The 25,640-nt window shown below is 33.6% G+C and carries 26 protein-coding genes and 1 pseudogene; 13 read left to right on the top strand and 14 right to left on the bottom strand.

Annotation, left to right across the window (positions count from 1 at the left end; all coding sequences use genetic code 11):
• Nucleotides 1-117 precede the first annotated feature (117 nt).
• Nucleotides 118-360 carry a NifU family protein gene (locus AC1RRU_RS03520; protein ID WP_002433501.1) on the bottom strand — a complete coding sequence of 81 codons (243 nt, stop codon included), beginning with the start codon at nucleotides 358-360 and terminating at the stop codon, nucleotides 118-120.
• Between the two features lie 103 nt (nucleotides 361-463).
• Between AC1RRU_RS03520 and AC1RRU_RS03525 the strand changes: the two genes are divergently transcribed.
• Complete coding sequence (locus AC1RRU_RS03525; protein ID WP_011276281.1) at nucleotides 464-784, top strand: YuzD family protein; 321 nt, start codon at nucleotides 464-466, stop codon at nucleotides 782-784.
• Between the two features lie 81 nt (nucleotides 785-865).
• On the opposite strand, the gene AC1RRU_RS03530 is transcribed toward AC1RRU_RS03525, so the two are convergent.
• Nucleotides 866-1,930, bottom strand: coding sequence for an NAD(P)/FAD-dependent oxidoreductase (locus AC1RRU_RS03530; RefSeq protein ID WP_011276280.1), 1,065 nt, complete (start codon nucleotides 1,928-1,930; stop codon nucleotides 866-868).
• 352 nt (nucleotides 1,931-2,282) lie between these two features.
• Here AC1RRU_RS03530 and AC1RRU_RS03535 point away from each other — a divergent pair, with 352 nt between their 5' ends.
• From AC1RRU_RS03535 to AC1RRU_RS03560, 6 genes are all read left to right on the top strand, one after another.
• A complete protein-coding gene (locus tag AC1RRU_RS03535) occupies nucleotides 2,283-2,528 on the top strand; it encodes a YuzB family protein (protein ID WP_011276279.1) in 246 nt (81 codons plus the stop codon).
• 12 nt (nucleotides 2,529-2,540) lie between these two features.
• Nucleotides 2,541-2,900 (top strand): HesB/IscA family protein, encoded by a 360-nt coding sequence (locus tag AC1RRU_RS03540; protein WP_011276278.1) that lies wholly within the window; start codon nucleotides 2,541-2,543, stop codon nucleotides 2,898-2,900.
• Between the two features lie 365 nt (nucleotides 2,901-3,265).
• A complete protein-coding gene (locus tag AC1RRU_RS03545) occupies nucleotides 3,266-4,474 on the top strand; it encodes an NAD(P)/FAD-dependent oxidoreductase (RefSeq protein WP_011276277.1) in 1,209 nt (402 codons plus the stop codon).
• A 210-nt stretch (nucleotides 4,475-4,684) separates the two neighbouring features.
• Nucleotides 4,685-6,154, top strand: a complete 1,470-nt coding sequence (locus AC1RRU_RS03550) for a M17 family metallopeptidase (RefSeq protein ID WP_016931156.1) — start codon at nucleotides 4,685-4,687, stop codon at nucleotides 6,152-6,154.
• A 189-nt stretch (nucleotides 6,155-6,343) separates the two neighbouring features.
• A complete protein-coding gene (locus AC1RRU_RS03555; RefSeq protein ID WP_016931157.1) occupies nucleotides 6,344-7,663 on the top strand; it encodes a Na+/H+ antiporter family protein in 1,320 nt (439 codons plus the stop codon).
• A gap of 22 nt (nucleotides 7,664-7,685) precedes the next feature.
• Nucleotides 7,686-8,063, top strand: coding sequence for a PaaI family thioesterase (locus AC1RRU_RS03560; RefSeq protein ID WP_011276274.1), 378 nt, complete (start codon nucleotides 7,686-7,688; stop codon nucleotides 8,061-8,063).
• A gap of 203 nt (nucleotides 8,064-8,266) precedes the next feature.
• Here the strand turns inward: AC1RRU_RS03560 and AC1RRU_RS03565 are convergent, their stop codons facing one another.
• The 9 genes from AC1RRU_RS03565 to AC1RRU_RS03605 form a co-directional block, all read right to left on the bottom strand.
• Nucleotides 8,267-9,433: an NAD(P)-binding domain-containing protein gene (locus AC1RRU_RS03565; protein WP_011276273.1), complete on the bottom strand. Its 1,167-nt coding sequence runs from the start codon at nucleotides 9,431-9,433 to the stop codon at nucleotides 8,267-8,269.
• Between the two features lie 186 nt (nucleotides 9,434-9,619).
• Nucleotides 9,620-9,976, bottom strand: coding sequence for a Na+/H+ antiporter subunit G1 (locus AC1RRU_RS03570; protein ID WP_011276272.1), 357 nt, complete (start codon nucleotides 9,974-9,976; stop codon nucleotides 9,620-9,622).
• The gene (locus AC1RRU_RS03575; RefSeq protein WP_011276271.1) at nucleotides 9,954-10,244 is read right to left on the bottom strand and encodes a Na(+)/H(+) antiporter subunit F1; all 291 of its coding nucleotides are present in this window, start codon (nucleotides 10,242-10,244) and stop codon (nucleotides 9,954-9,956) included. The genes AC1RRU_RS03570 and AC1RRU_RS03575 overlap by 23 nt, the downstream gene beginning before the upstream one ends.
• Entirely contained in the window at nucleotides 10,244-10,723 is a 480-nt protein-coding gene (locus AC1RRU_RS03580; protein WP_011276270.1) for a Na+/H+ antiporter subunit E, read from the bottom strand. Before AC1RRU_RS03580 ends, AC1RRU_RS03575 begins: the two co-directional genes overlap by 1 nt.
• Complete coding sequence (locus AC1RRU_RS03585) at nucleotides 10,723-12,222, bottom strand: Na+/H+ antiporter subunit D (protein ID WP_016931158.1); 1,500 nt, start codon at nucleotides 12,220-12,222, stop codon at nucleotides 10,723-10,725. The genes AC1RRU_RS03580 and AC1RRU_RS03585 overlap by 1 nt, the downstream gene beginning before the upstream one ends.
• Nucleotides 12,215-12,556: a Na+/H+ antiporter Mnh1 subunit C gene (gene mnhC1, locus AC1RRU_RS03590; RefSeq protein WP_011276268.1), complete on the bottom strand. Its 342-nt coding sequence runs from the start codon at nucleotides 12,554-12,556 to the stop codon at nucleotides 12,215-12,217. The genes AC1RRU_RS03585 and mnhC1 overlap by 8 nt, the downstream gene beginning before the upstream one ends.
• Nucleotides 12,556-12,984 (bottom strand): Na(+)/H(+) antiporter subunit B, encoded by a 429-nt coding sequence (locus tag AC1RRU_RS03595; protein WP_016931159.1) that lies wholly within the window; start codon nucleotides 12,982-12,984, stop codon nucleotides 12,556-12,558. Before AC1RRU_RS03595 ends, mnhC1 begins: the two co-directional genes overlap by 1 nt.
• Nucleotides 12,965-15,376, bottom strand: coding sequence for a Na+/H+ antiporter subunit A (locus AC1RRU_RS03600; RefSeq protein ID WP_016931160.1), 2,412 nt, complete (start codon nucleotides 15,374-15,376; stop codon nucleotides 12,965-12,967). The genes AC1RRU_RS03595 and AC1RRU_RS03600 overlap by 20 nt, the downstream gene beginning before the upstream one ends.
• 133 nt (nucleotides 15,377-15,509) lie before the next feature.
• Nucleotides 15,510-15,890 carry a kinase-associated lipoprotein B gene (locus tag AC1RRU_RS03605; protein ID WP_011276265.1) on the bottom strand — a complete coding sequence of 127 codons (381 nt, stop codon included), beginning with the start codon at nucleotides 15,888-15,890 and terminating at the stop codon, nucleotides 15,510-15,512.
• Between the two features lie 68 nt (nucleotides 15,891-15,958).
• On the opposite strand from AC1RRU_RS03605, the gene AC1RRU_RS03610 reads away from it, so the two are divergent.
• The 6 genes and pseudogenes from AC1RRU_RS03610 to AC1RRU_RS03635 form a co-directional block, all read left to right on the top strand.
• Entirely contained in the window at nucleotides 15,959-16,555 is a 597-nt protein-coding gene (locus tag AC1RRU_RS03610; protein WP_016931161.1) for a peptidylprolyl isomerase, read from the top strand.
• Nucleotides 16,556-16,801: 246 nt separating this feature from the next.
• A complete protein-coding gene (gene ygs, locus AC1RRU_RS03615; protein ID WP_011276262.1) occupies nucleotides 16,802-17,182 on the top strand; it encodes a S1 domain-containing post-transcriptional regulator Ygs in 381 nt (126 codons plus the stop codon).
• Between the two features lie 175 nt (nucleotides 17,183-17,357).
• The gene (locus AC1RRU_RS03620; protein WP_011276261.1) at nucleotides 17,358-18,485 is read left to right on the top strand and encodes an NADH-dependent flavin oxidoreductase; all 1,128 of its coding nucleotides are present in this window, start codon (nucleotides 17,358-17,360) and stop codon (nucleotides 18,483-18,485) included.
• Nucleotides 18,486-18,894: 409 nt separating this feature from the next.
• Complete coding sequence (locus AC1RRU_RS03625) at nucleotides 18,895-20,085, top strand: ornithine--oxo-acid transaminase (RefSeq protein ID WP_016931162.1); 1,191 nt, start codon at nucleotides 18,895-18,897, stop codon at nucleotides 20,083-20,085.
• 107 nt (nucleotides 20,086-20,192) lie between these two features.
• A complete protein-coding gene (locus tag AC1RRU_RS03630; RefSeq protein WP_029376667.1) occupies nucleotides 20,193-21,437 on the top strand; it encodes a Glu/Leu/Phe/Val family dehydrogenase in 1,245 nt (414 codons plus the stop codon).
• 150 nt (nucleotides 21,438-21,587) lie between these two features.
• Nucleotides 21,588-21,719, top strand: a pseudogene (locus tag AC1RRU_RS03635) (ISL3 family transposase); the annotation flags it as partial.
• Nucleotides 21,720-21,901: 182 nt separating this feature from the next.
• Here the strand turns inward: AC1RRU_RS03635 and AC1RRU_RS03640 are convergent.
• The 3 genes from AC1RRU_RS03640 to AC1RRU_RS03650 form a co-directional block, all read right to left on the bottom strand.
• On the bottom strand, nucleotides 21,902-22,864 hold the full coding sequence (locus AC1RRU_RS03640) for a glycerophosphodiester phosphodiesterase (RefSeq protein ID WP_016931165.1): 963 nt from the start codon (nucleotides 22,862-22,864) through the stop codon (nucleotides 21,902-21,904).
• A gap of 187 nt (nucleotides 22,865-23,051) precedes the next feature.
• Nucleotides 23,052-24,434, bottom strand: a complete 1,383-nt coding sequence (gene argH / locus AC1RRU_RS03645; RefSeq protein ID WP_011276257.1) for an argininosuccinate lyase — start codon at nucleotides 24,432-24,434, stop codon at nucleotides 23,052-23,054.
• On the bottom strand, nucleotides 24,427-25,629 hold the full coding sequence (locus AC1RRU_RS03650; RefSeq protein WP_016931166.1) for an argininosuccinate synthase: 1,203 nt from the start codon (nucleotides 25,627-25,629) through the stop codon (nucleotides 24,427-24,429). The genes argH and AC1RRU_RS03650 overlap by 8 nt, the downstream gene beginning before the upstream one ends.
• Nucleotides 25,630-25,640: the final 11 nt, after the last annotated feature.

Raw genomic sequence — 25,640 nt, forward strand, 5'->3', positions numbered from 1 at the left:
GTAAATAAAGAAGCCAGTAAATGAATTTGTTAAAACTCATTTACTGGCTATTTCTCTAGGGTTTATGTCCCAGACTCGTTGGTGCTTTATTAAATATATATCATATATGTTAGACGCTTAGAATACTTGTTCAACTTCAATAACGCCTGGAACTTCTTCGTGTAACGCACGTTCAATGCCGGCTTTTAATGTGATTGTTGAGCTAGGACAAGTACCACAAGCTCCATGTAATTGTAATTTCACGATACCATCTTCTACATCTACTAATGTACAGTCTCCACCATCACGTAATAAAAATGGACGTAAACGTTCAATGACTTCAGCTACTTGATCAAACATTGTTGCATTCTCAGTAGGCATGAGATATGTCTCCTTTCAAGTAAATTACTTCATAAATTCATTATTTATTTATTATAATAGATAAAGAAAGAAAAATCTATAAAACAAAACGGGGGATTTGAGTATGACTAAAGTAAGCGTGGTAGTATATGGCGCTGATGTCGTATGTGCAAGTTGCGTTAATGCACCAACATCTATTAATACATTTGAATGGATTAAGCCTTTATTAGAAAGAAAGTATCCAGACATTCAATTTGAATACACATACATTGATTTTCAAAATCAAACAGATAATCTAAGTGATCATGACCAACAGTATATTGAACAAATTGAGGAAGATGAATTATTTTATCCTTTAATTACAATGAATGATGAGTATGTAGCAGATGGTTACATTCAAACAAAGCAAATTACAAACTTTGTAGATAAACATTTTGCAAATTAATTTAAAGTATAATTCTTGAGAAAAAAGGTCGGGGGTAGAATAGAATTCATCATGAATTCTATTCTACCCCTTATTTTAATACTAACCGTTATGATATTTATATAACCATAGGACGCCCGATTTAAGTATATGTGCAAGACGTCCGGTAACTGTACGGTCCATGATATAGGCAAAGCCTTTTTTCTCGCCGAGAGAACCAAGGAAACCTTGTACTTTTAATTCAGGCATTTTATCTGGTAATGGTTCATTATTCCACTGTTTCTTAAGTACATCAGCGATTTGATCACCTTGAACTTCAGCTAATTGTGCACTTGGTGCATGAGGTAAATCAGCACAATCTCCAACTATAAATACATTAAGGTATGTTGGCACTTGATGATATTGATTGATGATGACACGTCCACTTCGATTGATATCAATCGGTAAATGTCTTACAACTTCAACCGGTTGAATTCCAGCAGTCCAGACAACTAAATCAACATTTTCTGGTGTACCACTATTATAAATTTTTCCTGGTTCTACTTTATCAATTAAAGAATTAGGCACTACTTTAACATTGTTTTCACGGAACCATTTAGCGATATAATTACTTAACTTTTCAGGGAAATTCCTTAAAATTCGCTCACCACGGTCATATAGTATGACTTCTAAATCTTCACGACTTTCACGAAGCTCACTTGCTAACTCGATGCCGCTTAAACCAGCACCAACAATACCTACACTAGCGCCACTAGGTAATTCACTAATACTATGAAATGTTTCGCGTGCCTTGGAGAGTGTTTGAATACTATGCGTGTATTCCTCAGCACCAGGAACATTATGATATTTATCTTCACAACCTAAGCCAATAACTAATTCATCATAATCTACTTTTGTATTACCAACAGATACGATTTGAGCATCTAAATCAATATCATTAATTTCTCCATAAATTGTATTAACGCGTTCTGAATCAGGAAAATTCATACGAACATCACTATCAGACTTAGTACCCGCAGCTAAAGCATAAAATTCTGGTTTCAAGCCATGGAATGGCATACGATCAATTAACGTTAAAGTATAATTTTCTGGTAATGAATCAGGTAAGATACGCGACATGATACGCATATTACCATAGCCGCCACCAAGTAATACTAAATTTTTCATCTGTTATACCCCTTTATAAAAATTTGTTATTCCGAAATAATTTTGACTAATACCCTTTGAATTAAGCAAACTTTTGTAAATTACCTAAACTTTTATTTTAAAACTTCAAACAAGTATAGTAATTGATCAATCACATTTATTGCCCCTAACAATAAAGTGTGTGATATATGTATATGATTATTATATCTTTTTTTCAAAACGACTACAATGAAATGTGTGGTAGGGAAACTAAGCTGAAGAGATATGTGTGTATTGTTGTTCTAAATAATATAAAATGATGAGCGAGGACAATGCAGTCCAAGTTAAGATTTGTTATAATAATGTAATTAAAAAATGAAGAAGAAGGTGAAGTATGTTTCCATTAGTCGAATTTTGCATTTCAAATATGGCAAAAGGCGGAGACTACGTTTACGATAAACTTGAGAATGATCCTGATGTGGATGTATTGGAATACGGATGTTTAAATAATTGTAGCGTATGTTCATGTGGGTTGTATGCATTGGTAGATGGTGATACTGTTGAAGGTGATACACCAGATGAGTTATTAAAAAATATTTATAAACATATAGAAGAGAATGACTTTACTAACTTATTATAGGAGGAATGGTTTATGTCAACTGTAACATTAACTGAAGCAGCAGCTTATGAAGTAAAAGATATGTTGAAAAGTAATGACATGGAAGGTGGATATTTAAAGATTAAAGTAAACGGTGGTGGCTGTACAGGTCTAACATATGGTATGTCAGCTGAAGAACAACCAGGAGAAAATGATGAAGTACTTGAATTTTATGGATTAAAAGTACTAGTAGACAAATATGATGTGCCTGTATTAAATGGTACGACAATTGATTTCAAACAATCTTTAATGGGTGGAGGATTCCAAATTGATAACCCTAACGCAATCGCTTCATGTGGTTGTGGTAGTTCATTTAGAACTGCTAAAGTAGCTGGGAACCCTGAGGAATGCTAATATAATTTTAAGTAGTATATGACAAAGAGTAATGCAGTAAGACAGTAATCTTCAGGATAATATGATTATTTTAATAATAGTCTTGTTGTTGCTTGAAAATGAACTATAAAAGCTATAAAATTGAAGATGGATTGAACTTTGTCTTTTTTGTGAACTAAAGTTCATAAAATCGAACTGAAAAAGAAAGTGTTGACTAAGACTATAAATGGGGATGAACAATAGGTTAAGTGCAAAGTCTTTTAAATGAATCAGATAAACATATATTAAGGTAAAATATATTGTTACATCTGAACTTTGTTATGTTCTGAAATTTGTAGCCTTTTTCTACATTTAAGAAAATAATTATGAAAGCTTAGGTGAATGAAATGGCACAAGATCGTAAAAAAGTACTTGTTTTAGGTGCAGGTTATGCTGGTTTACAAACAGTAACTAAATTACAAAAAGAACTTTCTGCTGACGAAGCGGATATTACATTAATTAACAAAAATAAATATCACTACGAAGCAACTTGGTTACATGAAGCTTCAGCTGGTACATTAAACTATGAAGATTTAATTTACCCAATTGAAAGTGTAATTAAAGAAGATAAAGTTAAATTTATCAATGCAGAAGTAACTAAAATCGACCGTAACGCTAAAAAAGTAGAAACTAATCACGGTATCTATGATTACGACATTTTAGTAGTAGCATTAGGTTTCGAAAGTGAAACATTTGGAATTAATGGTATGAAAGATTATGCATTCCAAATTGAAAATATTGAAACTGCACGTAAATTATCTCGTCACATTGAAGATAAATTTGCAAACTATGCAGCTTCTAAAGAAAAAGATGATAAAGACTTAGCTATCTTAGTTGGTGGTGCAGGCTTTACAGGTATCGAATTCTTAGGTGAATTAACTGAAAGAATTCCTGAATTATGTAATAAATACGGTGTTGATCAAAACAAAGTTAGAGTAACTTGTGTTGAAGCTGCACCAAAAATGTTACCAATGTTCTCTGATGAATTAGTTAATTACGCAGTTAACTACTTAGAAGACCGTGGTGTTGAATTCAAAATTGCTACACCAATCGTTGCTTGTAACGAAAAAGGTTTCGTAGTTAAAATTAATGATCAAGAACAACAATTAGAAGCTGGCACAGCGATCTGGGCTGCTGGTGTTCGTGGTAGTAAATTAATGGAAGAATCATTCGAAGGTGTTAAACGTGGTCGTATCGTGACTAAACAAGATTTAACTATTGAAGGTCATGATGATATCTTTGTTATTGGTGACGTTTCAGCATTCATCCCAGCTGGTGAAGAACGTCCATTACCAACTACAGCACAAATTGCTATGCAACAAGGTGAACACGTTGCGAAAAGCATTAAAAACATCTTAAACGGTCAAGCAGCTACCGACTTTGAATATGTTGATCGTGGTACTGTATGTTCATTAGGTGCACATGATGGTGTTGGTATCGTATACGGTAGAGACATTACTGGTAAAAAAGCTGCATTCATGAAAAAAGTTATCGATACTCGTGCAGTATTCAAAATCGGTGGCGTAGGCTTAGCATTCAAAAAAGGTAAATTCTAAGTTTCTCATATAAATTATCTAATATGATTTTGAAAATAAATATTAATTTAAAGCTACAATGCAAATTCGCAGTAGCTGACTGAACTGAAAAAGCACATAAATCAAGCTTTTCTCATTTCTAGTTATCCTTATGGGGGTGGAACAACGAATTCATTGTGAATTCTGTTCCACTCCTTCTTTTATATGATATAAAAAGGAAGTGTAGAGATTATGGTTAATTTCAATTTGAGTAATACAGTTTTAAATTCAGAAGTACTTATTATAGGGTTGCCTGAACACATCAATCAACTTGGTTATATTAGTTACAATAATGAAGATATAACAAAACAAATTGATACATACCGTCATCATCATTTAATTAGTAGTCAATTAGGTAAAATATCTTCAACTTTGTTACCTTTAAAAGACTCGTCAAAACGACTTATTACTGTTGGATTAGGAAATTTAAAGACGCTTGATTATGGTGCGCTATTGAAAGCTTTCGGCAATTTATTTCAATTTTTAAAAGAAGAACGTGTAACTGAAGCAGATGTATTATTCGATACATTGATTTCAAAGAAAATAGAGCAAACCAAAGTCGCAGAGGTTATGGGACTACAAAGTGAACAGGCAGTTTACAGTTTTGACAACTATAAATCTGATAAATTTGCACCCTATCAATTAGAGTTAAACATAAGTACGAATAAAGAGGACTTACAGCGATATTTTATCAATGGTGCTATTATCGGACAATCGGTTAATGTTGCACGTGACTATAGCAATATGCCACCTAATATACTGACGCCTAATTATTTTGCTGAACAGGTTACGCAACACTTTGATCAAACATCTGTAAAAGTTGATATTAAAGATGGAAAACAATTATTAGATGAAGGATTCGGACTTATTCATGCTGTTGGTAAAGGGTCGGAGAATCCTCCAGTTGTAATAACTATGACATACAATGGTGGTGACAGTGAAGACGCACCAATTGCATTAGTAGGAAAAGGTATTACATATGATTCAGGTGGCTATAGCATTAAATCGAAGATAGGTATGCAGACTATGAAATTTGATATGTGTGGCGCAGCTAATGTAGTTGGAATGATTGATGCGATATCACGCTTGCAACTTCCTATCAATATTGTAGGAGTTATTGCTTCTGCTGAAAATATGATAAGTAGTAATGCAATGAAACCTGATGATGTATTGACGGCATTGAATGGTGAAACAGTTGAAATGTTAAATAGTGATGCGGAAGGGCGTTTAGTACTAGGAGATGCTGTATTCTATGCTAATCAATTTCAACCTAAGATTATTTTAGATTTCGCTACATTAACAGGAGCAGCAGTTGCAGCACTAGGTGAAGATAAAGCAGCTTTATTTAACTCTAATGCAGATAAAGAGATTGAGGAAATACGAGTTAGTGCTAAAGAAATGGATGAATATGCTTTTGAATTACCTATGACTCAAACTGAACAACGATTAATACGTCAATCTGACGTTGCAGATTTAGTCAATCATACAAACGGTCATGGAAAAGCACTCTTTGCAGCCACATTTATTACTCATTTTAGTGGATCCACACCACACATCCATTTCGATATTGCTGGTCCAGCGACAACTAACAAGACTAGCTATAAAGGTCCAAAAGGCCCAACCGGCAGTATGATTACTACTGTATTAAACTGGTTAAGATAAATAGAAAAATAGAAATCATTTGCTTAAGGAGTAGAAACATGTGCTATTGCGTGTTTATACTCCTTATTTAATAAGCATAATCTTATTAACTAAGAATGTAATTCTACATTGACAACGTATCAGCTACTTGGTATGATAAAGAACATATTAAATACTTTAGTTCGGTAGAGAGATAAAGGATGTGTTGTTATGTTTAATGCAGTTGTAATAGCCGTATTATTAATGATTGTTTTATGCTTATGTAGACTAAATGTAGTTATTAGTCTGTTCATTAGTGCATTAGTAGGCGGTCTCATTTCTGGAATGAGTGTTGAAAAGGTAATCAGTGTATTTGGAAAAAATATTGTAGACGGTTCCGAGGTAGCGCTAAGCTATGCATTATTGGGTGGATTTGCAGCATTGATTTCATATAGTGGTATTACAGATTATCTTGTAACTAAGATAATCCGTGCAATTCACTCTGAAAATAGCAGACTATCAAGAATAAAAGTAAAAATCATTATTATCATAGCTTTACTTGCGATGAGTATAATGAGTCAGAACCTTATACCGGTTCACATTGCTTTCATTCCAATAGTTATACCGCCACTATTAAGTCTGTTTAATGATTTAAAAATTGATAGAAGACTTATTGCTCTAGTCATCGGATTTGGTTTATGTTGGCCGTATGTCCTATTACCATATGGCTTTGGACAAATTTTTCACCAAATTATTCAAAGCGGTTTCCAAAAAGCACATCATCCTATCGAATTTAATATGATTTGGAAAGCCATGTTGATTCCTTCTCTTGGTTATATAGTTGGTTTAATCTTGGGTATGTTTTATTACCGTAAACCACGAGAATATAAAACAGAAACTTATGTAGAAGATGAGAATACAATTAATGAAATTAAACCGTATGTACTCGTAGTTACAATAGTCGCTATATTAGCTACATTCTTAGTTCAAACTTTTACAGATTCAATGATTTTTGGTGCATTAGCGGGTGTACTCGTATTCTTTGTTTCGGGTGTCTACAAATGGAGAGAATTGGATAGCCAATTTGTTGAAGGTATTAAAATCATGTCATTTATAGGTGTTGTTATTCTTTCAGCTAACGGTTTTGCAGGTGTCATGAATGCAACAGGAGATATCGAAAAATTAGTATCAAGTTTGACTGATATTTCAAGTGGTCACAAGTTATTAAGTATTGTCATCATGTACATTATTGGTTTAATTGTAACTTTAGGAATTGGTTCATCATTTGCAACGATTCCTATAATTGCGACATTATTTATTCCACTTGGTGCTTCACTCGGCTTAAGTACTATGGCTCTAATCGCTCTAGTAGGAACTGCGAGTGCTTTAGGTGATTCAGGATCTCCTGCAAGTGATTCTACGCTAGGGCCAACAGCTGGGTTAGATGTGGATGGACAGCATGATCATATTCGCGATACATGTATCCCGAATTTCTTATTCTATAATATACCTTTAATGGTATTTGGTACGATTGCAGCTATGATATTATAGGTGTAATGAGGTGAACAATTAAATGACTAACTTATTGGAAACTTTCGAAATGCAGATTGAAGAAACATCAGAGGGTAAAGTAGTAATTTCAATGCCTGTTACTGATAAAGTTAAACAACCATTCGGTTATTTGCATGGTGGTGCAACAATTGCTTTAGGTGAAACAGCGTGTTCATTAGGCGCTGCTAATCTAATCGATACGAAATCGTTCATACCACTAGGTTTAGAAATGAATGCTAACCATATTCATTCGGTTAAAGAAGGTCGTGTTATTGCTACAGCAACGATTATTCATAAAGGAAGCACAACTCAAGTTTGGAATATAGAAATAAAAAGTGAACAAGGCCAATTGATAAGTGTTATGAGAGGAACAATTGGAATTAAACTTTTAAAGCTATAAAATACCAAACGCTGCTTTAGTTCGATTAAGCATTGTTTTAAATATCCTAATTATAAAAGTAATTGTTTAAGAAAAAACGCAGGCGTGGGACGGTGAATTCATAAAGAATTCTATCCTACGCCTGCTTTTTTATAAGAAATATACAAGAGATCGTATTTAAAAATAGTTTATAGTTGTTACGTTGACAATTACTTCTAATGAAATTAAGCATGTTTTTGGATAGGTTGAGCCGATAAACGTTTATAGGCCTGTTTAATTCTTTGAGCGGCTTCTCTTCCACCCATGATATTTCTAGCAAAAGGACCCAGTTCTAAATCTGCTAAACCACCTGACACAAACAATTGAGGTAACCACTCTAATTCAGAACTAATGGAAGGTAATCCACAGCGTGTTAATGGAGCATCTTCATTTTTAATTAATGATTGAATCATAGGCTGTTTTAATAGTGTTGGTTCAAAACCGGTTGCTAATAAAATGAAATCATAAGGGATAGCCGCTTGTTCTGTATGAATTTGATGTTGGTCAACTGATAAAATATTCTCTTTATGAATTATAAGTCGTCCAGATTGAATATGTTTCTTAAGTCGTAAATATAACTCTCTAGGCATTGAACCTTTATGTCTTTCGTGTTGAATGATAGACTGCCGTTCTAAAGAAGATTCAATATTTAAAAAGTGATTCATATTTTTAGGACCTAACCAACCTGGATCTGCATCGAAATGTTGGATATCAATGTCTTTATTCATCCATAAATGAATAACTTTATCATGAGATTGATTTATAAGTTTTAAAGTTAAATGGGCAGCAGAAATACCACTTCCTATAACGTGAGAACTATGTCCATACATAGTTGTATTAAATGATTTATCGAAAATGTGGCACACATCATCAGCATCTTGATAAATATTAGGAATATAGGGTTTATGCGTACATCCATTTGCTAATATAACGCAATCCGTGTGTATGACTTGATTATCATTTAATTGTATTTGCCATTGACCATCTTTCTTCGCTAATGCTTCTACATAGCCTTGAATATGATTTTCGTTTAAATCATAATGATGAACTTGTTCGTGAACATGATGCATAAACATATCTGTTTGTGGACGTTGGTATTGACCATATGTACCGTGCGCATATTGTTGAACTTTAGCGAATTGTTTTAAATGGAATGGGTTAGGGTGGATGTGATGTACAATTGGTGAACGCAAATAGGGCATGCTGATACGATGAGAAAAATCATTGAATTGTTCACATAGTGTGGCATAAGGGTCTATAATTGTTAATTTATCTCTAGATAGCCCTAATTCTCTTAGTTGAATCGCAATTGTTGTACCTTGTAAACCGCCACCGATAATTGTCCAATGCATAATAACACTTCTTTCTTTTTAAAACGTAATAATTACGATTTATATTATCATAAATATGTAGACTAGACAATAAAAAAAGGGCGGGGACAGAAATCATTTTGAATTCTGTCTCCACCCGCAATTGTGACTTGAGCTATATAAAGTTTGCTATAAGAACTTTTTCAATTTAGTAAGTTGCTGTATTAGTTAAATCATCTTATCTTTAAATTCATTTTTTAATTCATCGATCTTCGTATCTTTAGTATAAGGTGTTTTATTATTATAAGCTGCTCTCATTATTAAATGACTTGAAAGTGGGCCAGTTATAAGAATAAAAAGAATACCAAAGATTAACTGCATATTAATATATCCATCTGTAGCGATAAAGTATAAGAATGTGCCAAACAATAGGAAAATAGCACCTAAAGTTGCTGATTTGCCTGCAGCATGACCACGCGAATAAATATCTTTTAATCTTATAATACCAATAGCAGTAACGGCACTTATAATAGCTCCTAAAATGACAAAGATAACAGCTAAACTAATGATGATGTTCGTTATCACGTTCAATCACCTTACCTTTATCCATATATTTTGAGAAGACGGCTGTTCCTAAAAAGGCTAAAATACCAATTAATAAAATAGCTACGAGTAAATATTCTGAACCTATGAATATACTATATAAGGCGATACACGCCATTAGTTGTAAACCGATTGCATCAAGTGCTAAAATTCTATCGGCTAATGTGGGACCTTTGATGATACGAACAAACATCGCTAACATTGATATTGCAACAACAATTAAAGCAATAATCATGATGATTTTTAACATTAGTCTTCGCCCACCTCTCTAACTACTTTCTCTAATGAAGATTTTATACCTTCAACTTCTTCTTCTTTAGTACTAAAATCTATAGAGTGAATATATATTTTTTTTCTATCATCACTTATACCTAATACGACTGTTCCAGGCGTCAATGTTATTAAATTAGATAATAAAACGATTTGCCAATCAGTTTTTAAGTCAGTGTGATATACGAAGAATCCTGGTTCATTCTTAAGTTTAGGTTGTAGAACAATTTTTAAGACGTCGATATTAGCTTTTAATAATTCTACAAAAAATACAACCGCTAATTTTAATATCTTATAAATTTTTATGAAATAAAATCTTCCTGGTAATATTCTACTAAATAAATATACAAATCCGAGTCCTAGTATGAAACCGAGTAAGAGGTTATTTAATGTATAGCTACCACTTAAGAAAATCCAAATAAAAGCTAAGATAAAGTTTAAAATAATTTGAATAGCCATTATGATCTACCTCCTAAGACACTCTCAATATAGATGCTAGGATCGTAAAACGATTGAGCCGCCTCAGAAATTAATGGATATAATAAATCAGCAGATAATCCAAATACGACTGTGATGACGACAGCAATTATTGAAATAGTAGTTGCGTGTTTAACGTTAACACTTTGAGTAGGCTCATAACCTTTAGGTTTCCCGAAAAAGCCTTTTAAGAAAATATGAATGACTGAATATAGTACAACTAAACTTGAAAGTAAAACGATAATACCACTTACATAAAACCCTTTTTCAAAGGTTGCTTGTACAATGTAATATTTACCATAAAAACCACTTAGAGGCGGTATACCAGCGAGACTTAGTGCTGCGATGAAGAAAGTCCATCCTAGTACAGGGTAGTGTTTAATTAAACCGCCAAAGTCTTTAAGACTTGTAGATTTCGTAATTTGATACATCACACCTATAAGTAAAAATAGGGCAGTTTTGACTAACATGTCATGAATTGTGTAGTAAATCGCACCTATAATACCTGCTTCATTCATCATTGCTACGCCAACTAAGATAACTCCGACAGCAATCATGATATTATAAATAATAATCTTTTTAGTGTCATCGTATGCAATCGCACCTACTGAACCAAAAATGATCGTTAATAACGCTAAGAATAAAATTGTATAGTGCGAGAAACTCATTGTGTTGTGGAAGAACAAGCTCAAAGTTCTTAAAATCGCATATACGCCTACTTTTGTTAGTAGGGCACCAAAAAATGCAATGATTGCAAATGGTGGTGCATAATATGAACCTGGCAACCATACGTACATAGGGAAAACACCAGCTTTAGTTGCGAACACGAAGATAAATAAAATAAAGACTATACTTAAGAGTCCGCCATGTGTGTTAGACAATGTAGATAATTTTTCACTAATATCTGCCATGTTTAACGTACCAACGATGGAATATAAAATCGCTACTGCAATTACAAAGAATGTTGAGGTAACTATATTAACTAATAAGTATTTGACAGTTTCACGTAATTGAATTTGAGTGCCACCTAGTACAAGTAGTGCGTAAGATGACATTAGGAAGACTTCGAAAAATACAAATAAGTTAAATATATCTCCAGTTGTAAATGCACCTATAATTCCTACTAACATAAATGTGATAGAGAAGTGATAATAATAACGTTCTCTATCTATTCCTGCTGTGGTACTTGAAAATGCAGTAATTAAAATGGTGATAATGATACTAGTCACAATCAACATTGCACTAAAACTATCTAGTAAAAAGATAATGCCATAAGGTGCAGGCCAAGAACCCAATTCTACTTTAAGCGGACCATCGACATATACATTTCTTAAATTGATTATTGCCACAATTAGTGTCAGGACTAGACCAGTTAAAGTGACATATCGTTTCGCACGATAACGTTGTCCTAAAAAGACCAATATAATTGCTGTAAAGATAGGTACGACTAATGAAAGGACGACTAAGTTATTTTCAATCATCATCTAACACTCCTTTCATTCTTTCTACGTTGTCAGTACCTAATTCTTTATATGTTCTAAATGCTAAGACTAAGAAAAAGGCAGTTGTCGCAAACGCGATAACGATTGCCGTTAGTATTAATGCATGGGGGATAGGATCGACATATTGACTAATATTTTTTTCATAGATTGGCATTTCGCCATGTTTCAATCCACCCATAGTAATTAAAAATAAATTTGATGCATGTGTAATTAAAGTTGTCCCCATAACAATTCGTATCAAACTTTTAGATAAAACGAGATAGACACTAATTGAAGCGAGGATGCCACATACAAATATCATGATTATTTCCACTATTCGCTCTCTCCAATCGTTATAATAATTGTCATAATCGTTCCAACTACTGCGCAAAGAACTCCGAAATCAAAGAACATCGGTGTGTTCATATGAACAGGTTGAAGTAGGGGCAACGGTATATTAAATTCCGTGTGTGTGAAAAAGTTTTCACCATAGAACCAACTCGCTAATGGAGTACCAACACAGAATAATAAGCCAATTCCAATTAAAATTTTAAAATCCCACGGGAATACCTTTTCCATCGTTTTAATATCAAACGCAATTGCGATGATAGTTAGTGCACATGATAATAGTAGGCCACCTACGAAGCCACCACCAGGTGTATAATGTCCTGCAAAGAATAAAGTGACCCCAAATAAGGCGATTAGAAAGGCGATAATAACAGCGGCATATTGAAACATTAAATTATTGTTCTGTCTGTTCATCACTTTTCACCTCACTTGATTGATGTTTACGACGCAACTTAATCATTGTATACACACCTAAACCTGCAATACCTAATACAGATGATTCAAATAAAGTATCCATACCACGGAAGTCAACAAGTATGACATTTACCATGTTCTTACCGTGAGCTAAATCATAAACATGTGCTTTATAGTATTCTCCAATAGATGTAAAATGTCTGTTTCCGTACGCAATTAAACCTAAGATAATGACAACAAGTCCGACACCAATTGAAATAAGTGTGTTCGTTAATTTAAATGATCGTGTTTCATTATAACGATTTAAATTAGGTAAATGATAGAAACATAATAAGAATAACGCTGTAGAAATCGATTCTACTACGAACTGTGTTAAGGCAAGGTCTGGTGCTTTGAAAAATACAAATAACACAGATACTGAATAACCGACCACACCTAGCATGATAACGCTAAATAAACGTGATTTAGCAATAACAACCATAAATGCTGCGATAATTAATAATATTAAAATCGCTATTTCATAAATATGAATATTATTTATATCTTTAAAATTAAAGTCAAAAGGAACGCTTAGTAGCGTCACAATCGTAACGACAATAAGCATACCGAATATAATGACTAAGCTATCTCTAACATAACCATTTACATAACTATTCGTCATATTCGCTGAATAATTAGGCAAGTATTTTCCAGTAGAATCATACCAATGATTTAACGTTAAACGTGTTGGCTGAGCGTGTAAGAGTCGGATCCAATAACTAAATGTTAGTAATAAAAGAATACCTAATATCCAAATAATTAATGTTGAAATAAATGCAGGCGTAATACCATGGAATAAGTGGAATTCCGCATTAACATTACTCATACCACTAATTGCAGTTGTCGCTGGTTCTACAATAGATTGCGTTAATAATCCAGGGAATAACCCAAAGACAACAACGAGTACTGCTAAAATGATTGGAGATAATAACATTAATATTGAAGCTTCATGTGCTTTTTTAGGTAAAGCATTCGGTTGATGTTTACCAAAGAAAATATACATAATAAATTTAATTGAATAAACAAATGTAAATATACTACCCACAATAGCTAAAATAGGAAAAACAATACCTAATGTATCTAAACTGAAAACATTAGCGTGAGAAATCTCAATCATGGCTTCAAGAAATTTTTCTTTAGAAAGGAAGCCATTAAACGGTGGAATGCCTGCCATACTTAATGCTGTAATAACAGTAATTGTAAATGAAATAGGCATAATCGTTAGTAAACCACCAAGTTTTTTAACATCTCTTGTGCCTGTAACATGATCTACAGCACCTGTAATCATGAATAACGCACCTTTAAATGTGGCGTGATTCACTAGATGAAACACTGCTGCAGTAAATCCAGCAATGTACAATTGGCTTTGACTTCCCTCGAAATGATAACTTACGGCACCAATACCTAACATCGACATAATCATGCCAAGTTGAGATACTGTTGAGAAGGCAAGTATACCTTTCAAATCTTGTTGTTTTGTGGCATTTAAAGATGCCCAGAAAAGCGTGATTAGACCAACTAAAGTAATTGTCCAAATCCATCCTTGTGATATCGCAAAAAGCGGTGTAACACGAGCAACTAAATATAATCCTGCTTTCACCATTGTTGCCGAGTGTAGATATGCACTGACTGGGGTAGGTGCTTCCATAGCGTCAGGCAACCAAATATAAAATGGAACTTGTGCAGATTTAGTGAATGCACCCAACATAATAAGTACCATTGCGAAGATAAATAATGGACTATGTTGAATTTCAGATGCATTAGCAATTAGCTCGTGTAAGCTAAGTGAATCACCTGCTAGAGAAATTAAAATGAATCCCCCTAATAAACTTAATCCACCAAATACGGTAATGATTAATGACTTTTGTGCACCATAAATAGATGCCTTTTTTTCTCTCCAGAAAGAGATAAGTAAAAAACTTGAAAACGAAGTCAATTCCCAAAATAGATATAAAATAATTAAATTGTCTGAAAGGACAACGCCTAACATTGCACCCATAAATAGTAATAAATAACAATAAAAATTACCAAGTTGTTCAGATTTACTTAAGTAACCAATGGAATATAAAACCACTAACGATCCTATACCTGTTATAAGTAAACTAAATAAAATGCTTAAGCCATCAAGATATAAATCAAAATTCATACCTATATGTGGCATCCAGTTTAATGTTTTTATTACTGTATTACCTGACTGAGTAGTCGAAATAAGAGATAAGAAATAGATAAATAAGACAACAGGAATAGGTAATACAAACCAACCTAAATGAATCTTTTTAAAGAATCGATATAGAATTGGAATAATGAGTGCAAATATTAACGGTAAAATGACCGCAATATGTAACAAACTCACTATGTTATCCTCCTTAAAAAATATTTATGCAATATATTATACATGAATCATATTGTTCTGAAAAACGCCGAAAACTCATATGAGTAGTGATTTTTCAGAACTTGTTAAATAAGAAGAAACACGTTCAAATGACCTATAAAAATTTTTGTTTATATTGAATTGAATAGTCATTTTTTAAATTTTCAAGATTGTTTAAGGCTTGTTTTGCAAATTCAGTATTTTGTTGTTTTAAATCATTTTCCATTTTTGTAATAGCTTGTTGAAGTGACGCTTCATAAGTCATTTCTTCAACATTAAACTCACGCAATTGTGAACGCGTTGCATAACGTTTTTCAAAGTGACTTAGAGCACGTCTTTCATGGAAAAAGACACCTTCAGTTTGTCCTGGATTATGTAAATCACCTTGTTTTGGATGTTTAATCACTTGTTCAACTTGAACTAGAACTTGGTCGTCATTCTCTTCTTTAATAGTAACGCCGTAAGCGCCAGTCTTATGTGAGAATCGGTATAACATGCTATATTACTTCCTTTCAAATGTGTTAAGATGTATCTATATCATCATAACATGAATGGAGAATTGAAATGACTAACTATCCACAACTAAACAAAGAAATACAAGACAATGAAATTAAAGTTGTTATGCATACAAATAAAGGCGATATGACATTTAAGTTGTTCCCAGATATCGCGCCGAAAACTGTAGAAAATTTTGTGACACACGCTAAAAATGGTTATTATGACGGTATTACTTTCCACCGTGTTATTAATGACTTCATGATTCAAGGAGGAGATCCTACAGCAACTGGTATGGGTGGTGAAAGTATTTATGGAGGTTCTTTTGAAGATGAATTCTCTTTAGAGGCTTTTAACTTATATGGTGCGCTTTCAATGGCAAATGCAGGACCAAACACAAATGGTTCTCAATTCTTTGTTGTTCAAATGAAAGAAGTTCCAGAATCTATGGTTAACCAATTAGTAGATGGTGGCTGGCCTGAACCGATTGCCAAAGCATATGCGGATAATGGTGGCACGCCTTGGTTAGATCAAAAACACACTGTGTTCGGACAACTAATTGAAGGCGAAGCAACTTTAGAAGATATTGCAAATACTAAAGTAGGTGCACAAGATAAACCTGTACATGATGTAGTTATTGAATCTATTGATGTAGAAGATAAATAATAATTGATTATGAACAAATCTTTCGAATCGACGGTTGATGTCGATTCGTTTTTTTATGGTTTAACTTTCAATTCAATTGCAATTTTTAAAACGATAACCTTAAATGCGAACGTTAATTTAGTATTTGTCGAAAGGGTTATTATATTTTTGAAAAAATGTGGATTTTTATTGGTTTATAGTTAGTCCAAGTTTGTGATTTATGCTATTATAATTATGTTAAGTAAATCGAAGTAAGGGGTTATCAAGTTGAATAATCACTATAAAGAAGGTCAGCATATTAAAGTGCGTGTGACTGGAATTCAACCGTATGGCGCTTTTGTTGAGACCCCTGACCATACTGAAGGACTTATCCATATTTCTGAAATTATGGATGATTACGTCCACAACTTAAAAAAATTTCTATCAGAAGGACAAATCGTTAAAGCAAAAATTTTATCAATTGATGATGAAGGAAAACTAAATTTGTCTCTTAAAGATAATGATTACTTTAAGAATTATGAACGAAAAAAAGAAAAGCAGTCAGTATTAGATGAAATTAAAGAAACAGAAAAGTATGGGTTTCAAACACTTGAAGAACGCCTACCGGTCTGGATTAAACAGTCTAAACGTGCGATTCGTAATAATTGATTGACTGTTAACACGCTAAGCTAACGTTATATTTTAATATAACGTTAGCTTTTTTATGCGTTTGATTATAAAAAAGCGACACAAATATATGCATGTACAGTCAAGCAGAATATTGGAAGAGCTTTAATTCTGCGTGCTATAGTCTAGTCATAATTAAAAAGGAAAGGACTTACCTATGAATAAAAAATATGAAAAATTATTTGAAACCGTAACTTTGCCAAATGGGGTTGAATTAAAAAATCGTTTTGTATTGGCTCCATTAACGCATATTTCATCTAATGATGATGGTACAATTTCTGACGTGGAAATACCGTATATTGAAAAGCGCTCTAAAGATGTTGGCTTAGCTATCAATGCTGCAAGTAATGTTAACGATATTGGTAAAGCTTTTCCAGGACAACCTTCTGTTGCGCATGATTCAGATATAGAAGGACTCAAGCGTTTAGCACAAGCTATGAAGAAGAATGGTGCTAAAGCTTTAGTTCAAATTCATCATGGTGGCGCACAAGCATTAGCTAATTTAACACCGAATGGAGATGTTGTTGCACCAAGTCCTATCACTTTAAAAAGCTTCGGACAACAACATGAACATGATGCTAGAGAAATTACCCCTAAAGAAATTGAACAAACAATTAAAGATTTCGGTGAAGCAACGCGTCGAGTAATCGAAGCTGGGTTTGATGGCGTAGAGATTCATGGTGCTAATCACTATTTAATTCACCAATTTGTATCTCCATATTATAATAGAAGAAATGATGAATGGTCTGATCACATGAAGTTTCCAACTGCTGTTATAGATGAAGTATTAAAGGCCAAATCAGAATATGCGAGCGATGATTTCATAGTAGGGTATCGACTTTCTCCTGAAGAAGCTGAATCACCAGGTATTTCAATGGAAATTACCGAACAATTAATTAATACAATTACTGAAAAATCAATTGATTATGTTCATATATCTCTTGGAGATATTCATTCAACTACAAGAGAAGGTAAGTATGCAGGACAAGAGCGATTGAAATTAATTCACCAATGGGTGGATGGTCGTATCCCAGTTATTGGTGTAGGATCTGTATTTACAGCTGATGATGCATTAGACGCTATTGAATCAACAGGTGTTGAACTCGTAGCACTTGGTCGTGAAATATTATTAGACTATAATTTCATCAGCAAAATTCAAGAAGGAAAAGAAGATGAAATTTTATCAGAATTTGACCCTCATCGTGAAGATAAGCATGAATTAACACCTAATTTGTGGAAACAATTTAACCAAGGTTTTTATCCGTTACCTCGTAAAGATAAATAGTATTAATGAGTGAATAAATGTTAAACTTTGCGGTTAGTTTTAATCTAGTTAAAAAGAAGATGTTCAAAATATCTTTATAAATTTAATTTGATAAATGTAGATGAACTTAGAGTTTATAATAGATTATGGCAATCATTCTTGTCATAATCTTTTTTTATGTAAATACCAAAGGAATCTTAATTCATTTTATTTATCGGAAAATTTTTAATATTTTGCTTGTAAAAATATTGATAGGTATGTCATTATATCTGTAAGGGCTTTCATTTAGAAACGAAGGGCATATTTGATGTAACAATGAGTCATTTAGTGCTCTTATTAATTTTGCGAATATACTTCTTTGTATATGACATCGAAAGCCGTAATCGTATGGCAATTAGTTTTAATATAAATTAAGCAAAGGGGAGATATTATGACTAAGTCAGAACAAATCATTGAATTAACAAACCATTATGGAGCTCAAAACTACGTACCACTACCAATCGTTGTTGCAGAAGCGGAAGGTATTTGGGTAACTGATCCAGAAGGTAATAAATATATGGATATGCTTTCAGCTTATTCAGCTGTTAACCAAGGACACCGTCATCCTAAAATTATTCAAGCACTTAAAGATCAAGCTGACAAAGTAACTTTGGTTTCTCGTGCTTTTCATAGTGATAATTTAGGTGAATGGTATGAAAAAGTTTGTAAATTATCAGGTAAAGATAAAGCACTACCAATGAATACTGGTGCGGAAGCAGTTGAAACTGCATTGAAAGCTGCACGTCGTTGGGCATATGATGTAAAAGGTCTTGAACCAGATAAAGCTGAAATTATCGCATTTAATGGTAATTTCCATGGTCGTACTATGGCGCCAGTATCTTTATCATCAGAAGCTGAGTACCAACGTGGTTATGGTCCGTTATTAGATGGTTTCCGCAAAGTAGATTTCGGTGATGTTGATAAATTAAAAGAAGCTATTAATGAGAATACAGCTGCTATTTTAGTTGAACCGATTCAAGGTGAAGCAGGTATTAATATCCCACCTGAAGGTTATTTAAAAGCTATCAGAGAATTATGTGATGAACATAATATTCTATTTATTGCCGATGAAATTCAAGCTGGTTTAGGACGTTCTGGTAAATTATTTGCTACTGATTGGGATAATGTTAAACCTGATGTTTATATTTTAGGAAAAGCGCTTGGTGGCGGCGTACTACCTATTTCTGTAGTCTTAGCTGATAACGAAGTACTGGATGTATTTACACCTGGTTCACACGGTTCTACGTTTGGTGGTAATCCATTAGCTTGTGCCGTTTCAATCGCTGCGTTAGATGTCATATTAGATGAAGATTTACCTGGCCGTTCACATGAATTAGGGGAATACTTTAAATCTGAATTACAAAAAATTAATCACCCAGCTATTAAAGAAGTACGTGGTCGTGGTCTCTTTATTGGTGTTGAATTACATGAAAGTGCTAGACCTTTCTGTGAAGCATTAAAAGAAAAAGGACTATTATGTAAAGAAACTCATGATACGGTGATTCGATTTGCTCCACCTTTAGTTATTTCTAAAGAAGAATTAGATGATGCATTAGATAGAATCAGAAGCGTATTTAATTAAGTTCAAAAAGTTGTAACATTCATTTTGAAAACCCTTTAAAAAGCAAAGACATGTGTTACAATATGTATGAAAGCGAAATCATTTGTTAAAAAGAGGCGAAAGTGATCATGACTGAGAATAATAATTTAGTGACTTCTACACAAAGTATCATTAAAGAAGCTTTACACAAATTGGGATTTGACGATGGTATGTATGATTTAATCAAAGAACCATTAAGATTTTTACAAGTTCGTATCCCAGTACGCATGGATGATGGTACTGTTAAAACATTTACAGGTTATCGTGCTCAACATAACGATGCTGTTGGTCCAACTAAAGGTGGGGTTCGTTTCCATCCTGAAGTAGATGAAGAAGAAGTTAAAGCATTATCTATGTGGATGACTTTAAAATGCGGTATTGTTAATTTACCATACGGTGGTGGTAAAGGTGGTATCGTATGTGACCCACGTCAAATGAGTATTCATGAAGTTGAACGTTTATCTCGTGGATATGTACGTGCAATTTCTCAATTCGTTGGTCCTACAAAAGATATTCCAGCACCAGACGTATTTACTAACTCTCAAATTATGGCTTGGATGATGGATGAATATAGTGCTTTAGATAAATTCAACTCACCTGGGTTTATCACAGGTAAACCTATCGTATTAGGTGGTTCACAAGGACGCGATCGTTCAACTGCATTGGGCGTAGTGATTGCTATTGAACAAGCAGCTAAACGTCGTGGTAAGGAAATCAAAGGTTCTCGCGTAGTTATCCAAGGATTTGGTAATGCAGGTAGTTTCCTAGCTAAATTCTTATATGACATGGGTGCAAAAGTCGTAGGAATTTCTGATGCTTATGGTGCATTACATGATCCAGAAGGTTTAGATATCGATTATTTATTAGATCGTCGTGATAGTTTCGGTACAGTTACAAACTTATTCGATAACACAATTTCTAACAAAGAATTGTTCGAGTTAGATTGTGACATTCTAGTACCAGCTGCGATTTCTAACCAAATCACTGAAGATAATGCGAATGATATTAAAGCCGATATTGTTGTTGAAGCGGCTAACGGACCTACTACACCTGAAGCTACACGAATTTTAACTGAACGTGGTATCTTATTGGTACCAGACGTACTAGCAAGTGCTGGTGGTGTAACAGTTTCATACTTCGAATGGGTGCAAAATAACCAAGGTTATTATTGGTCTGAAGAGGAAGTTAACGATAAATTACGTGAAAAATTAGTAGATGCGTTTGATACAATCTACGAATTAGCACAAAATAGAAAAATTGACATGAGACTAGCAGCTTATATTGTAGGTATTAAACGTACTGCAGAAGCAGCTCGCTACCGTGGTTGGGCATAAACCATAATATTAATATATTTAGGCTCTATAATAAATTGGACTGATGACTAAAAATCATCAGTCCAATTTTTATGTTTGAATACAAAAATGGCGCAATCACCTCTATAATTATTAGCTACCAAACAAAATAAAAAGAAAGGTAATGCGCCTATGTGTAAGTCTATATTAAATACATTAAGAATTAAAGATAAAAATCTAAATTTTTCAGATGAAGTGATTGAGAAAAAACATAAAGGACGAATGAGCTTGTTCTACTATGCCGAGCCCACTTATCAACCTACGCTATTTATGCAAAAAGAGATTAAACAACTTAAGGTTGATTAATCTCAACATTAGGACTCATCAATCCGATTTGACGAAGAGCTTATAATTAAAACGCTATCGTTTGTTTTGATACATAAACAAGCGATAGCGTTTATTTTGTTGTTCTCTAAATTATTAATTTATGAACCATAGTTATACTTTCATTTTTGAGCACTTATTGCTTTAAATTGATCAGCATAATTTGTAAAGACACCATCAACACCGTATTGGTTCAAGCGCTGCATATCGGCAGTTTCATTCACCGTAAATGGATGTACGAGAAAACCTAAGTCTTTTAAATGAGCTGTATTTTGTGCATTTAAATCGCTATATTCAGGACCGACACCAATTGCATAAGAACGAATACGTTGTAAATCTGCTTCACTTTGTTGAGCTAATTCACCTTTATCCAATAGGCGTATTAATGGCACATTTGAATTTAATTGATGCATTTTTAATAAGCTAGCTTCTGAAAATGATTGTACCAGGACATGTCCATTTTCTAGAGAATTTGAAGTAAGCATGTTATGTCGGTTTAGTGTGTCTAGCAGTTGTTGTTCCATGCCAGGATAAACATCAGGCTGCTTTGTTTCAATATAATAATTGGCATCTGTACCATAACGTGTCAAAATTTCATCTAATGTTGGAACTGTAGCACCTTTATAACTATCTTTGGCTAATTGAGGATTTTGTTCATTAAATGATGAACCTGCATCTAATTTCTTTAATTCAGCTAATGTATAATCCTCGACACGTCCTGAGCCGTTTGTTGTACGATCAACTGTTTCGTCATGCATTGCAACTAAATGACCATCTTTAGTGCGTTGTAAATCTATTTCAATATATGAGGCACCTAATTCATTATGACTTTTATCGTACGCTGCAAAAGTATGCTCTGGTGCATAGCCACTAGCACCACGATGTGCAATAGTAGTATGGCGCTCTCCTGTTAAATTTCTTGACCAATTAGTATGATTGTTTTGAGTTTTAGATGCATTAGTTAGGTTCGTAGTTGTAGTGTTTGATGATTCACCACCACTTGCTTCAACGGGCGTATGTATAATCGCTAGACTCAAACTGGCTACTGTTAAACATGAAATGATACCTTTATTACTTGCTTTCAACAAACTCATCCTTTCATAGTTAAATGTATAATTAAAATCTATCAGTGATATTTTGTGTAAGAAAGTGAATTTGCAGAAGCTTTAAATAACTATAATATAATTAATGTTCACTCAATATATTTAACAAAAAGGTTGAGAATGGATAGAATTCATTCAGAATTCGTTGGCCCATACCCAACCTCTAAAATTAATCGTTATTTAATAATTTTTCAGCAACTTTCAGTTGATGACGTACTGCGTCTTGGCCTGTTGAACCATAACTTTTTCTTCGGCTAAGACAGTTTTCCGGTTTAAGATAATCATAAACATCTTGATCTATATTTGAATTTAATTCTTTGTAACGTTCAAGAGGTACATCTAATAAATAGATACCTTGTTGAATGCACTCAAAGACAATTTTACCAACAATTTCGTGCGCCTTTCTAAATGGTACATCTTTAGCTACTAAATAATCAGCTAATTCCGTTGCATTTGAAAAGTCTTGATGCACAGTTTCGTTTAAACGGTCTGTATTAACGGTCATTGTATCTAACATACCTTCAAAAATTCGTAGTGAACCTTTTATAGTACGTACTGAGTCAAATAAACCTTCTTTATCTTCTTGTAAGTCTTTATTATATGCAAGTGGTAACCCTTTTAATGTTACAAGCATGCTCATTAAATGTCCTGTAGCACGTCCTACTTTACCACGAATAAGTTCTGCCATATCTGGATTCTTCTTCTGAGGCATAATAGATGAACCTGTAGAGAAAGCATCAGATAGGGTAATGAATTTCGCTTCATCCGTAGACCAAAAGATAATTTCTTCAGCAAAACGTGATAAATGAATCATAGTTAATGAAATATTATGCAAAGTTTCAATAATGTAATCACGATCACTCACTGCATCTAAACTATTCTCATAAACTGAACTAAATTCTAATAATTGTTGCGTTTCGTGTCTATCGATAGGGTGTGTTGTACCACTTAATGCAGCTGCACCTAATGGTGAAATATCAATACGTTTCATACTATCAACGAAACGTGAATAGTCTCTTTCTAGCATCCAGAAATATGTCATAACATGGTGTGCAAAAGAAATCGGTTGAGCACGTTGTAAGTGTGTATATCCTGGCATGATTGTATCCACATGTGATTGAGCTAGTTTAAGAATGGATGTTTGGAATGATCGAATAAGGTCTTGAATTTCAAGTACTTCTTTTTTTACGTATAGATGCAAGTCAGTAGCCACTTGGTCATTTCTACTACGACCTGTATGCAACTTACCTCCAGCGTCACCGACACGTTGAATGAGTTCATGTTCAATGTTTAAATGAATATCTTCAAGCGATTTTTTAAACGCAAGCTTCCCATTATGAAAGTCTTGTTGAATCTCTTTTAAGCCATTAATGATTGCGTCTTTATCATCTTGTGAAATGATATTTTGATTAGCTAACATGGTAGCATGTGCAATACTACCTTGGACATCTTCATCCAACAATGTTTGGTCGAAATCTATGGAAGCATTAAATTCATCTACCCAATCTTCCGGCTGTTGTTGAAAACGGCCACCCCATGCTTTACTACTCATTACTATAACCTCCATGAAGATATGCATTTACTTGAGTAGGTAAACCATAAATATCGATGAAACCTACCGCTGCCGATTGATTAAATGCATCTTCTTTAGTGTATGTTGCTAATTTTTCATCATATAGCGTGTATGGAGATTTTCTTCCATTAACAATGGCATTACCTTTAAATAATTTAATTCTAACATCACCTTCAACATATTGTTGCGTGCTATCAATGAATAATTTTAAGCTATCAGTTAATGGTGAGAACCATAAACCATTATAAGTTTGTTCAGCAAGTTGTTTTTCAATCACTGGTTTAAAATGAGCTACATCTTTAGTTAACGTTAATGTTTCAAGTGCTTTATGTGCTTTTAATATTACTTCTGCACCTGGAGTTTCATATATTTCACGAGATTTAATACCAACAAGACGATTTTCTACATGGTCGATACGTCCAATTCCGTGTTTTCCAGCTAATTCATTTAAAGTTAATATTAATTGATCTAAGTCATAATCTTGATGATTTAATTGAACTGGAACACCGTTTTTAAATGAAAGGATAATTTCATCAGGTGTATCTGGTGTATCTTCTAACTCTGCTGTTAAATCATAAGCGTCTTTTGGAGGGGCAGCATACGGATCTTCTAAAATACCACACTCATTTGCTCTACCCCATAAGTTTTGATCAATTGAATAAGGAGAATCGTGATTGATGCCAACAGGGATATTGTGTTTAATGGCATAATCAATTTCTTCTTCACGACTCCAACCCCATTCTCTTACTGGCGCAAATGCTTTTAGGTTAGGGTTTAATGCTTTAATAGCAACTTCGAAACGAACTTGGTCATTACCTTTACCAGTACAACCATGCGCGATACCGACAGAATTAGTTTGTTCAGCAATCTCAACTAATTTCTTAGCGATAAGTGGACGAGATAAAGCTGATACGAGTGGATAACTATTTTCATACATTAAGTTACCTTTGATTGCATAACTTACAAAGTCATCACTAAATTCTTTAGTAGCATCAATAATATGACACTCAACTGCACCCATATCTAGTGCTTTAGAATATACAACATCTAAATCTTTACCTTCACCAACATCTAAACATACAGCTACGACATCATAGCCTTTATCTATAAGCCATTTAACGGCTACACTTGTATCTAATCCACCTGAATATGCTAATACGATTTTCTCTTTCATTAAAATTCACC

It is taken from the genome of Staphylococcus sp. GW821-FHT11H10, assembly GCF_058807855.1.